The organism is Marseilla massiliensis, from assembly GCF_016899855.1.
GTDB lineage: Bacteria > Bacteroidota > Bacteroidia > Bacteroidales > Bacteroidaceae > Prevotella.
In genome coordinates this window covers 20,095-32,379 of record NZ_JACJJG010000031.1, presented here as the reverse complement: position 1 = coordinate 32,379, position 12,285 = coordinate 20,095, and the positions used below count along the sequence as shown (strand labels likewise).

Annotated in this window: 11 protein-coding genes; all 11 read left to right on the top strand. The window is 37.5% G+C overall.

What is annotated here, in order from left to right:
* Window positions 1-68: 68 nt before the first annotated feature.
* Entirely contained in the window at window positions 69-452 is a 384-nt protein-coding gene (locus tag H6A34_RS15190) for an HTH domain-containing protein (RefSeq protein ID WP_205104523.1), read from the top strand.
* A 17-nt stretch (window positions 453-469) separates the two neighbouring features.
* Window positions 470-1,174, top strand: a complete 705-nt coding sequence (locus H6A34_RS07330; protein ID WP_205104521.1) for a hypothetical protein — start codon at window positions 470-472, stop codon at window positions 1,172-1,174.
* 103 nt (window positions 1,175-1,277) lie between these two features.
* Complete coding sequence (locus H6A34_RS07325) at window positions 1,278-1,496, top strand: helix-turn-helix transcriptional regulator (protein ID WP_205104520.1); 219 nt, start codon at window positions 1,278-1,280, stop codon at window positions 1,494-1,496.
* Window positions 1,493-1,651, top strand: coding sequence for a hypothetical protein (locus tag H6A34_RS07320; protein ID WP_205104519.1), 159 nt, complete (start codon window positions 1,493-1,495; stop codon window positions 1,649-1,651). Before H6A34_RS07325 ends, H6A34_RS07320 begins: the two co-directional genes overlap by 4 nt.
* A gap of 3 nt (window positions 1,652-1,654) precedes the next feature.
* The gene (locus H6A34_RS07315) at window positions 1,655-2,719 is read left to right on the top strand and encodes a DNA cytosine methyltransferase (RefSeq protein WP_205104518.1); all 1,065 of its coding nucleotides are present in this window, start codon (window positions 1,655-1,657) and stop codon (window positions 2,717-2,719) included.
* A complete protein-coding gene (locus tag H6A34_RS07310) occupies window positions 2,716-3,966 on the top strand; it encodes a DNA cytosine methyltransferase (protein WP_205104516.1) in 1,251 nt (416 codons plus the stop codon). The genes H6A34_RS07315 and H6A34_RS07310 overlap by 4 nt, the downstream gene beginning before the upstream one ends.
* Window positions 3,953-4,957 carry a restriction endonuclease PLD domain-containing protein gene (locus H6A34_RS07305; protein WP_205104514.1) on the top strand — a complete coding sequence of 335 codons (1,005 nt, stop codon included), beginning with the start codon at window positions 3,953-3,955 and terminating at the stop codon, window positions 4,955-4,957. Before H6A34_RS07310 ends, H6A34_RS07305 begins: the two co-directional genes overlap by 14 nt.
* A 10-nt stretch (window positions 4,958-4,967) precedes the next feature.
* Complete coding sequence (locus tag H6A34_RS07300; protein WP_239480797.1) at window positions 4,968-7,031, top strand: AAA family ATPase; 2,064 nt, start codon at window positions 4,968-4,970, stop codon at window positions 7,029-7,031.
* Window positions 7,032-7,037: 6 nt separating this feature from the next.
* Complete coding sequence (locus H6A34_RS07295) at window positions 7,038-9,209, top strand: restriction endonuclease (protein ID WP_205104512.1); 2,172 nt, start codon at window positions 7,038-7,040, stop codon at window positions 9,207-9,209.
* Between the two features lie 26 nt (window positions 9,210-9,235).
* Window positions 9,236-9,940 (top strand): hypothetical protein, encoded by a 705-nt coding sequence (locus tag H6A34_RS07290; RefSeq protein ID WP_204471099.1) that lies wholly within the window; start codon window positions 9,236-9,238, stop codon window positions 9,938-9,940.
* Window positions 9,937-12,231: a DEAD/DEAH box helicase gene (locus H6A34_RS07285; protein ID WP_205104510.1), complete on the top strand. Its 2,295-nt coding sequence runs from the start codon at window positions 9,937-9,939 to the stop codon at window positions 12,229-12,231. The genes H6A34_RS07290 and H6A34_RS07285 overlap by 4 nt, the downstream gene beginning before the upstream one ends.
* The last annotated feature ends 54 nt before the right edge of the window (window positions 12,232-12,285 follow it).

The following is a 12,285-nucleotide window of genomic DNA, read 5'->3' as shown; positions in this document are numbered from 1 at the left end:
AATTTAATCAATATACAGGTACTGATTATCAGGGACTTATGAGCATACAAGATAATACAAATACTTGAATATCAGCAGCTTATCTTTATCCAACAGAACTGCGGATAAACCGAAAGTTCGGTGTAAATGCTGAAAGGTTCGGTGTAAACGAAAAAAGTTCGGAGAAAAGGTTCGGTGTAAATGCTGAAAGGTTCGGTGTAAACGAAAAAGGTTCGGAGAAAAGGTTCGGCGTAAAAGGAGAGGATGCATCTAAAAGAGTTAGCAGGACAGGGCAAAAAATAATAGACTTAGTTATTTCCGACCCTTCTATAACAGCAGAAGCAATGTCTGTAAAAATTGGCGTGTCCAAGCGGGCAGTTGAAAAGAACATCAAAGAGTTGCGTGAGAGAGGCATTCTCGTCCATGAAGGTTCTGACAAGGCAGGCTATTGGCGCATCATCGTAAAACCATGACAGGGAGGGCGTGACACATGACAATCTTTATCTTGGTTTCCATCTTATTGGTTGCAGCTTTGGCAATAGCCTTGCTTATGGGCGTTTCTCCTGCGAGCCAAAAAGTCAAAGTCCGGACGATGTATGTCGGAGCTGCGCTTATGCTCGTAGTTGCTCTTGTCGTCTGCGACTATATTGATGCTTTGCCGGATTTTCCGTCCAAGTTCCGATTTCATGCAGTATTGGTGCTTACCGTAACCGTAGGTTATCTCTGCATTGCCATCGCTTGTATGGAAAAGTACAATGTCCTAAAGCGTAAGAACCGCATGCTTGAAGAAGCCCTTACTGAAAAAGAGAAAGTATCCATTCTGATGGAACGTCAAAGCAAGCAGCAACAGGCACTCCAAAAAGGCGAACTTGAATGGTTTGCCGGGAAAATCAAGATGTTCAGTGAAGAGGAGCAAAAGGCGATTCTTGCCAGTGCCTACGCATTTGCAGAACATGACTTGATTCTTCCGCCCTCAATCACAGTACAAAACGAAATGTGCAGTCAGCAAGAACTCATGTATTACGTTTACTCCGCTTTCTCCAACATGGGCAAGAAGCGCAGCGACATTGTGAGTTTCTTATGTCAGGTTTTTAAATCGTACTTCCCTGCTGGTGAGGCTTCGGTATCAAAGAAGATGCCGGGATTGGATAAGGTTAAGGAAAGAAGGGAGAAAGAAAAGGATGCCTCAAAATAATCGTCTTAGAAATCTGAATTGTAATAAACAAACATAATAAATATCTACATCACGCGATTAAGTGAATTAAAATCACTACTTTTGCACCAAAAAATTAGATTATATGGACGACTTAAATAGAATCAAAGTTATCTTGGCTGAAAAGAAACGGACAAATAAGTGGCTTTCAGAGCAATTGAATGTCACCCCATCTACCGTTTCTAAATGGTGTACAAATACAAGTCAGCCAGATTTGGGAAGTCTGATGCAGATTGCTAAAATATTAGATGTTGAACTGACCGACTTAGTAAGGTTTGAAGAATTTAAGCACGAAACAGAATGAAAAAAATACAGGCATTGTTCTCGCAGAATGCCTATATCCATGTTGGGCATAAACTTGGCAAAACCATTTTATTGACACCAACAAAATGGCAGGATTTAGAAACAGTTGAGAATAGTGGAATACAAGAAATTTTTCAGTCTATAAAGAACGACTAAAGAATGACAAAAAAAACATATAATATAATAGATTTATTTTGTGGTTGTGGTGGCTTGTCTAAAGGTTTTGAAAAAGCAGGCTACAGGACATTGTTAGGTGTTGATATAGAACAATCTGCGCTTAATACTTTTGAAAAAAATCATGAATGTGCAGTGGGGTTAAATTTAGATTTGGCTGCATCAGACTCATTCAATAAAATAGATAACGTTGTAAATGGAAGAAATATAGATGTAATAATCGGTGGACCTCCTTGCCAAGGATTTAGCCTTACAGGACCGAGAAACTTTGAGGATAAACGCAACAAGCTCTATTTGGCAATGATAGAATCAGTTCGCCGTTATCAACCACAGGCTTTCCTTATTGAAAATGTACCCGGAATGGCCAATTTGTATAAGGGGGCGGTGAAGGATGAAATCATAAAGAGATTTACCGAGATGGGGTACAATGTGAATTGCAAGATCGTTTGTGCTGCAGATTATGGCGTGCCACAAATCCGTAAGCGTTTGGTGTTTGTTGGCTTAAAACAGTCACCTGTGAAATATGAATTTCCAACTCCAATTTTGGAAGAAAAAGATTACATTACCTGTAAGCAGGCAATAGGTGATTTGCCCTCTCTTGTAGATGAACTTGGAACTGAAGTTGCTTCGTATTCAAGCGAGCCGCAAACTGCTTTTCAAAAGCAAATGAGAGGTGATTGTAATGTGTTGTATAACCATGTAGCTGTAAATCATAAGGACTTCGTAAAGCAAGTTATCGCGCAGGTTCCTGATGGTGGAAATTATAAGGATTTGCCAGAAGGAGTAGGAACAAGCAGAAATTTCCATATGGCATGGACTCGTTATGCTAGCAATAAACCTTCTCGTACAATAGATACAGGGCATAGAAATAATTTTCATTATAAATGGAATCGTTGTCCTACTGTAAGAGAAAGTGCAAGATTGCAGTCTTTTCCTGATGATTTCGTATTTACAGGAAATAAGACCCAACAAAACCGACAAGTTGGGAATGCAGTTCCTGTATTGTTGGCATATGCTTTGGCAAAACAGATATTGAAGTATTTGAAATGAAAAAGAAGTTACATACCATAGAATTGTTTGCTGGTTGCGGTGGTCTGTTGGAAGGTTTTTTGCAACAGGGTTATTATGATACACTCGCTTGCGTGGAATGGGAAAAAGCACCTTGCTTGACATTGGCTAATCGTTTGGAACAGAAATGGCATCATGCAAATGCTAATAATGAAGTCATCAGGTTTGACATTCAACGGACTGATGAATTAATTAATGGGTTTGATGATGAGGAATATGGCAAACATGAGGGATTAGCAAAACTGATAGGCAATCAAACTGTAGATGTGATTGTAGGTGGTCCTCCATGTCAAGCTTATTCTTTGGCGGGGCGTATTCGCGATGAATATGGTATGAAAAAAGATTATCGCAATTACTTATTTGAAAGTTATATGCGGATTGTTAAGTATTTCAAGCCGAAGTTTTTCGTTTTTGAGAATGTTGTTGGATTACTGAGTGCTGCTCCAGATGGTTACCCGATAGAGAACCGGATTCGCAAGGAATTTATGGATGCAGGGTATAAAGTTGCAGAAAACTTTAGAGACACATTGTTTGAGGTTTGTGACTTTGGCGTACCTCAACATCGTAAGCGGGTCATCATAATTGGCATAAGGATGGATTGTTTTGATGTAGACAAATGTGTTTCTGACAATATGATTCATGATTTTTATAATGTAGTAATGCCTTCATTGCGCCAAAAACAGCGCACAGTATTTGATGCTATAGGAGATTTGCCAAAGATTTATCCGTTGCCAAAACCAATAGTACTAAACGGTAAGAAGTATTCGCACTCTCCAATAAGTTCAGAATTGGTGAAAAATCATGTTCCTCGCTTCCATAGTGCTAGGGATATTTCTGTTTTTCGGTTGTTGGAGGAGGATATACAATCTGGTCGAAAAGAGTATGTGAGTATCGAGAAATTAAAAGAACTCTATACCAAGGTAACAGGTAAGAAAAGTAACATACATAAATATTATGTATTAAGAAATGATGAGCCGAGCAATACTATACCAGCTCATCTTTACAAGGACGGAATGAGGCATATTCATCCAGACCCAGAACAGGCTCGAAGCATTACTGTGAGAGAGGCTGCTAGATTGCAGACGTTTCCTGATGATTTTGAGTTTCTTGGAGCAAACATGGCTCAATATAAAATGATAGGTAATGCTGTTCCCGTTAAGTTTGCCCAAATTGTGGCTGAGGCATTATATAAGTTAATTGAAAAATATTGTCGATATGTTATACTATAAAGATTTAGACAAGACTGTTTTGGAGATGCAGCATAATACCACATCTTCAAATAACATTGTAATAGTGTCTGGCTATGTTGGGTATCAAACAATAAAGATGTTGTGTGAGCAATGCTGTGATGTTCGAATAACAGTGGTATATGGAATGTATGGTAGTGAACGTATTTCACTGCCATTGCATCAGGCACTCATGGAAGTTCAAAGACAATATTCCAATATTACTATATTGTATTCAACGATTCCTGTTCATTCAAAGATTTATATGTGGAATTACGACGCCAAGATAGAAAAGGCTTTGGTCGGTTCTGCTAATTTCTCCATTAGTGGGATGATGAATGATTATAAGGAAGTCCTTTCTGATGTAGAGCTAGACACTTATGATATATTGAAAGAATATTGTGATTATGTTCTTTCAAAAGCGATAAGCTGTAATAATGTAGAGGTTAAATTTAAAAAGGTTTTTAAGGCTTCTGGTCATAGCAAATTGGTGCAACCTCTTTTGGCAAAGAATGTATGTAGGGCTACTTTGTTGGATAGAAATGGGCAAGTTAGCAAGAAATCTGGCCTTAATTGGGGACTTAGTAAAGGACATGTGTCCGAAGGTGATGCTTATATACGTATCACGTCCAACTATATCAAGCTGTTTCCATCTTTGTTCCCTCCCAAGAAGTATGTAGGTGTGGATAATCCACTGTCGAAAGGAAAGAAGAATCGCGAAAATGATGAAGTGGAGTTGATTTGGGATGATGGAGAGAAGATGATCGGATTACTGGAAGGACAGCAAACTAAAACAGTCAATGGGTTGGTTTATCCAAAGCAACTAAGTACGAGTCCTAGTAAATCAATATTGGGAAAATATCTCCGTAAGAGATTAGGCGTGGATTTGAATCATACGATAACCAAGAGCGATTTGCTAAGATATGGTCGTACCAGTATTGATATCTCTTTGATAGGAGAAGGTATATATTACTTGGATTTTTCTGTAAAGTAACAATTGTATTATGGCTGAAGCTTCACCAATTTGTAGAGGTAAAAACCTCACTTTTGAAACGGTATTGTCATTTGTCAATGCAATGCCTTTAGTGCCTATGAAAAAGGCAGAATTCCATAGAATCACAGAGAGCAAGCTAAAAGGTTGGACTCAGACTCATTCTCAAATAGCTAGGCAATTGGCTCTTTATCAAGAGAAGGATGGAATGTGTATTCCTAGATTTACACGAAAAGTATCTTGCTCAGAGATATTGCGATATGTGGAAAATTGGGCAAAGTTGTATTTTGTTCCAAACATCTATACTCCAAGTCTTAATGGTTCTGGAAATCGAGCAACCAATATCTATGCTTTTTTGAAAAATGAAGTAAAGTTAGGTGAGAGTTCTTATTCTAAAGCTTGTACTCAAATGTTTGGTATTGAGTTGAACAATACAGATAAGATTAGAGTCTATCTTAACAATTTTACGGATTTGATTATTAATGATGATGCAATGTCTGTAAATCAGCATTTGTCAGATTGCTCTATGCCAGAAGTTTATCCTAAAATTGCGATAGAGTCAGCAGAAGACTACTTTAACTACTTTTCGATTGATCTTCCATGTGGTATTGAGGACTCCCCTATTATGGAGACTTATCTTCAACAAATCTTTTATGGTGCCCCAGGTACTGGAAAATCCCACACAATAAAGGAAGTGACAAGAAATGAAGACGTAATCCGTACAACGTTTCATCCAGATACAGATTATTCATCTTTCGTAGGGGCTTACAAACCAACTACGATTGAAGAAACTGTCATGACGGTCATAGGAACAAAAGCAGTACCTGTGGAAGATGTAGATGGGAACGAACGTAAGGAGTCAAAAATAATATACGAGTTTGTCGCCCAGTCTTTCCTGCAAGCCTATATCGCCGCATGGAAAAAATACGCAGGTACGGAAAACCGTGAGCCTGAAAAACAGTTTCTTGTGATTGAAGAAATAAATCGAGGCAATTGTGCACAGATATTCGGTGACCTATTTCAGTTGCTCGACCGTAATTGCGATGGTTTCTCAGAATATCCAATCAAGGCCGACGCAGATATGAAGAAGCAACTTCAAAAAGCTTTCAAAGGGTTGGATATTCCGCAAAAGCATAGCATCAATGCCATGTATGAAGATCGTGACGTGGTAAAGGAAGTGTTGGATGGCGACTTGCTGTTGTTGCCCAACAATCTATACGTTTGGGCAACGATGAACACCAGCGACCAGAGCTTATTTCCGATTGATAGTGCATTTAAGCGTCGTTGGGATTGGACGTATATTCCAATTTCCAATGCGAATAAGGGATGGACTATTAACATAGGTGATAGTCATTACGATTGGTGGCAGTTTGTTGAAAGAATAAATGACTTGATTGGCAGGACTACAAACTCTGAAGACAAAAAGCTAGGCTATTTCTTCTGTAAAGCTAAAGATGGAGTAATCTCTGCTGAAACATTCGTGGGTAAAGTGATATTCTACCTTTGGAACGATGTCTTTAAAGACTATGACTACTGCGACCAAGTATTCAATGATGCAGATGGGAACAAACTTACATTTGACAAATTCTATACGGCAGAAGGCAATAATTCAAAAGTGGTTGAGGAAAAGGTGAAATTGTTCTTGAAAAACCTGGGTTTAGAAGCATCTGTTCAGCAGGAAAACATGGATGAAGATCTTGATTCTAAAATCATTATCAAAGTAAATGGTAAAGATGTCACGAAGGCAAACGCCATACCTTATACTGCTATTGAAGAATATGTCAAGTTACATCCGGAAATGTCGGCACAAGAAGTTGTTGACATCTGGAAGCCATTTAAGAAGTGCTCAATGCGTTCGTGGATAGTATGCAATAAGGAAGAGCGTGATGAAATGGATCAAAGATACGCTAACTACTCTTATGAGATAAAGTGTGCCGACGGAAATTCATTGTGGGTGAACAAAGACGGATGGATACACCATCCGGAAAACAAGAATTTGCGTGATACCGTCAGTGAATTTATAGAAGCTGTTAATGGCGCAGATTTAGGCATTACAATAACTGAAACTACCATTTAGCAAGTCATGCGCATACTTATAGAAGAATATCAATATAACGCAGCTGATGTAAAAGACATTCTTCACGGCATTGACGCATTGGAGAACGTGGAAGGAAAGGTGTCCATTCACTACGTGGGATATTATTACAATGTCCTGTTAAAGGATTGCGTGTTTATTCTTCCGAAAGTCCTATTGAAAGACGTTGACGGAAAAGAATTAGTATTCGCCAAATACAAACCGGAAAACATAGCAAATCTTGATGAGAATAATCCTCTAAATTCGGTTGAACGTGACTTCTTGTATAAGTTTGCTGTATGGATTTACCGCGCCATTGTAGTTTATAAAAACGACAAGCGTAGTGATACGGAGATTGTCTACTACTCACAAATTGCGCAAGTTGGTAACGGCAGGCGCAGGCTGAGCAACACTTATTTGGATATTCTTCTTTCGCTGATACAATTCAATAAGGACAACCAAAACTTTTTCTTTACCATCGTAAAGAATATGCACAGCGGCTTAAACAAAATAAATTGGATGCGTACCATCGGAACGACCAATGCCATAATCCAAGACGGGCAACCCATTTATTTGAACCCTATAAACAAAAAACGCCAGATAAATTTTGACGAGGAACTGCTCATCATTTTCTTTTCCATATTGAATTATATCGGAGATGCTTATGGATTTCCCAAACAAATAAGCTGCCAATACCAACTTATTACGGGACAACGGTTTGAAACATATCTCAATGGTTTTGGAAAGACACGGCTCAGACAAATCAAGTACAAATATTTTTCAGATAAAGCACTTCAACTGTGGCAACTTTGCTTTGCGTTTTTCGATGAAGCTCGGCAAGTATATATCACAACAGAGAAAAGAGAATATCTGTTAGTGAAGAGTTTCTATGTCGTGTTTGAGGCTATTATTGATGAATTGGTCGGTGACAACCCATTGCCCGATGGCATGGAGAAGAAACAAGAGGATGGCAAGATTGTTGACCATCTGTTTACGGCTCAAAGTCTGATTGATAGTGAAGCCAAACAAACTTATTATATTGGCGACAGCAAGTATTATAAGATGGGGCATGAGCTTGGTTCGGAATCTGTTTACAAGCAATACACGTATGCCCGAAACGTGATACAATGTAACTTGGACATATTCAATGATGGCGAACAGACTTCGTCCGGCGTAAAATTGCGCGACGATGTTACGGAAGGATATAACATCATTCCCAATTTCTTTATTTCAGCGAAACTCAATGAAAACCTTGATTACTCTGATGACGGAATAAAAGAAACCGACCGAGAGAACAAAAGACATAAAAAGTTTCAGTTTAAGAACAGACTGTTCGACCGCGACACGCTACTGCTGTTTCACTATGATGTAAACTTCCTGTTTGTTCTGTCATTATATGCCCGTGACAATGCTACTCAAAAAGCGGAATGGAAAGAGAAAGTGCGTAATAAGTTCCGTAAAGAAATCCAAGAATGGCTACAAAAGGACTATGACTTTTACGCAATGCGTGCACGCCCCGGAGTAAATGGAGAAGAGTTTATCAAGCACAACTTCAAGGAAGTTGTAGGCAAGATCTATACTCCATTCAAAGACGAAAAGACGTATTCGCTTGCATTGGACAACAAAGATCCCGAAGGCAATAATGAAGCCATCAAGACGATGTTGTCAGAGTTCTTCTATGTTGAGCCATGCCGTTTAGGGCAAAATCCGGAAGACGTGCTACCTGCGACAGCTGCGGTTACTGCGGTAAGTCCTACCGATAATGATTTGGCATTGTGCGTAACCAAAGAGGGCGTACATTTCGACAATGCGGTGGCAAAGATGAAACAGACAGGCAAGTTAGGTATTGCGCTGAATATGAACGGTGCGACATTGCAGTTGGTTGAAGGTTTCACGGCCGCAAAATATCTCATCATCCACAACAAGAGCAACAAATATGCTGCATTCTTCGTTGACGGAAAGGGACCGAGGCTTATTTCTGCAAATGAGATGACAGATATGGTAACGACCAAGAAAGGCGCATCCATCTATCTTGTCTATAACGCAGAATTGAATGTCATTCCAGCATTTGGTGAATTAGATTTCTCTCCTATCACAAAGAGTGGCGACAGCTATTCACCGCACTTATTACCAATAAAGATTTTAATAAAAGAAAAGGATATAGAAGCACATAAAAAGTGATACTATAGCCTCAAAATCTTGATAATATGCAAAATCCAAGAGGTTTCGATGTAATTACATATCAGCAGTTACCTAATAATGGCTTGTATATTAGAGTACAAGTTACAGACCAAACTGTGACTCTTCAAAATGTCTATCAATCATTAATTAATGATAGTTGGATAAATCGTTTTTTTGCACAGTGTGACTGGATGCAAACTTCTGTGACAGCAAGAGTTACTCCAACAATTCAGCAGATTGCATCAGATTTTAACAATGGAGCTAATCCTACAATCAATAGCGACACAGGGGAAAAACTTGTGTCTGAAATATCTAGAAGAACGTTGGTTGAAGATTATAACTATTGGGATATGCCTATTGCAGAGTTATTTAAACAGAAAAAAGATGGAAATCCTGGATTTGATTTCCATACAGTAACTTCGGACGGTATACTTTTAATGTTTGGAGAAGCCAAATATGTAGCTAACACTACTGCTTACAACTCTGCACTTAATCAGATTGGGGAATTTATTGATGCGCGTAAAGACATGATGGATTTATTTGAAATAGAACGATTCATGCCTTCTCAAACGCCATTAAACAATGCCAATAATAACATTAAGGGATACGTTGCTGCATTTTCTACAAATGGAGCGGCTGATAATTACATTATTTCTAAAGTTATTGGGCACAAAAACTATTGCATGTTATCACACTATCCATTATTTATCGCAATTGCTGTTGATTTATGAAAATTGAAGAGTTAAAAAATAGAAACTTCGCTGAAGATATGCTTGGACGGACACTATCAAAAATCTATAAAATAGGACCTGTCAAATCAACAGACTATGAAATACTATCTTACATTTCAATATTCCATCCCGATTTGATAGAACAACATATTGATGATATCAATCTGTATCTAGGACTGTTTTATAAAGAAATAATCACACCAAAATCGTTGCAAGGATGTATACAGAAAATGTTTTTGGAATGTATTGCTGAACATTTCGGTAAGGCATATACTCCTGTCCAAACAAGTATCTTGAATAATAGTGAAGAGAAAAGAATATTCAGTTTTTCTGCACCTACTAGCACGGGCAAATCACATGTTTTGTTTTCTATAATTGAAAATTCCGACCGAGATGTTGTAGTTATTGTGCCATCAAGAGCTTTAATCAATGAATACTATCTCCGATTATGTGAAGAAATCCATGATAAGTCCATAAACATCCTAACTTTTGTTGACAAAATTAATACTGCTAAATGCAGAAGAAGTATCTTTGTCCTTACTCCAGAACGCTGCAAGGATCTGTTTAGGCTTAAGGATCAATTCTCTATTGATGTTATCCTTTTTGACGAAGCACAACTTACGGATGAAAAAGGGAAAAGAGGCTTGTATTTTGACGCAATTGTTAGACGGTGCAATAGGGAACTACCAGATTCGAAAATAATATTCGCACATCCATTTGTAACTAATCCAGAAGCTCAGATTTCTAAGAATCTCTTACCTACAGAACAATCAATATCAAAAGTATATGATCAACGAAACGTTGGCCAGATTTTTGTATGCGAAAAACCTGATGGTAGTTTTAGCTATTTTGGAAGTGATACAAATGTTTTTAGCGTTAAGCAAGTAGCTTGTAATTATGATCCAATAGAATCATGTATAAAAGATAATGGTAGTGTTTTGTTTTATGTTTCAAAGAATTCCATCATCACAAATGCTTATCTTAATGCATTCAGTAAGTATATAATGTTGTGTTCCGAAATAGAAGATCCAGAGCTTATTGAAATAATTGAGGAACTGAGTGATTTTACAGGTGGTGGAACAGTTGCTTATATGAATTATTATTCGCAGATGCTTGCATTGCTGAAGCGCGGTATTGTTATTCATCATGGCTCCCTTCCTTTAAGAGCAAGAATGCTTGTAGAAAAATTTACGCGAAAACATTTCTGTAGAATATGTTTTGCCACATCCACACTTGAACAAGGTATTAATATGCCATTTGATATTGTCTATATTGATCGTCTCGAATCTCAAAAGTACTTAGCAGTAAAAAATCTTATTGGCCGTGCCGGCCGTTCAAGTAAAGACCGCAAAATCGATTATGGTACAGTGATAATTGCATCGACAAAAGTAGCCAAACTCAGAAAGCTGCTTACTCAGACAATCACGCTTAACATGCAATCACAATTAGATGATAATGAAAGGCTTGATGATGATTATAATGATTTTAAAGATGCAATTCTTCATGAGACTTTCTCTGATCAATTCAATCTTACACAAAATCAAATCATAAAACTATCTGATAACGCTCTTAATGAAATACTAAGATGTATTCTTGATAAGTTTTTCAATCATATAGATGAAAAAGGTAACATAAATCTATCTAAAGAAGATAGAAAAATAGTTGTTAATTCTTTTCATCAATTCTATTCGAATTATTTAGGTCGTGAATTGCAGTTAGGAGAAAAAGCTATCCTAACAACAGCTTTTTATATTATGATCTGGAGAATACAAGGACGTACATTTAGCACAATATGCCATTCAAGATATGCTTTCCTAAGCCGTGAAAGTGAACGTTCAAAGTTAGATAGACTTGGACAATCAACGGATCAAATATTGGCAAGATTCACCCAAAAGTATGCAGAACTTCCTAATAATAATTTGTGCAGCCCTATTTCCTTATTTCCCAGAGGACTAAAAGCCAAAGATGTAGACTATGACATTATAACTTACGATACATATGACTATCTTGATAAATTAATTGGGCTTTATTTATCTGATATTTTTTATGCAGCATTCATCAAATACAATGAACGTTACCCAGATGACAGAGCAATAAAGATGGCTAATTTAATAAAATATGGCACATATAATACAAAATACATTTGGATGCTAAGATATGGTATGTCCTTTGAAGATATAGAATTATTAAAAGATTATATTGAATCAATTGATGAACGGGGAATTGTAGTAACGCAAGAATTCGCGAATCTTCCACAAAAAGTAAAGGGTTGTATAGATAGATTTATATGATAAACTAATAAAATGTACAATTATAATTTCCTATTATTCGAGAGTTTCGTAAAA

Excerpts from the sequence above, each read along its gene's own strand:
- H6A34_RS07305 (WP_205104514.1), top strand. The coding sequence starts at position 3,953 with ATGTTATACTATAAAGATTTAGACAAGACTGTTTTGGAGATGCAGCAT.
- H6A34_RS07325 (WP_205104520.1), top strand. The coding sequence starts at position 1,278 with ATGGACGACTTAAATAGAATCAAAGTTATCTTGGCTGAAAAGAAACGG.
- H6A34_RS07285 (WP_205104510.1), top strand. The coding sequence starts at position 9,937 with ATGAAAATTGAAGAGTTAAAAAATAGAAACTTCGCTGAAGATATGCTT.
- H6A34_RS07300 (WP_239480797.1), top strand. The coding sequence starts at position 4,968 with ATGGCTGAAGCTTCACCAATTTGTAGAGGTAAAAACCTCACTTTTGAA.
- H6A34_RS07310 (WP_205104516.1), top strand. The coding sequence starts at position 2,716 with ATGAAAAAGAAGTTACATACCATAGAATTGTTTGCTGGTTGCGGTGGT.
- H6A34_RS07330 (WP_205104521.1), top strand. The coding sequence starts at position 470 with ATGACAATCTTTATCTTGGTTTCCATCTTATTGGTTGCAGCTTTGGCA.
- H6A34_RS07315 (WP_205104518.1), top strand. The coding sequence starts at position 1,655 with ATGACAAAAAAAACATATAATATAATAGATTTATTTTGTGGTTGTGGT.
- H6A34_RS07320 (WP_205104519.1), top strand. The coding sequence starts at position 1,493 with ATGAAAAAAATACAGGCATTGTTCTCGCAGAATGCCTATATCCATGTT.
- H6A34_RS07295 (WP_205104512.1), top strand. The coding sequence starts at position 7,038 with ATGCGCATACTTATAGAAGAATATCAATATAACGCAGCTGATGTAAAA.
- H6A34_RS07290 (WP_204471099.1), top strand. The coding sequence starts at position 9,236 with ATGCAAAATCCAAGAGGTTTCGATGTAATTACATATCAGCAGTTACCT.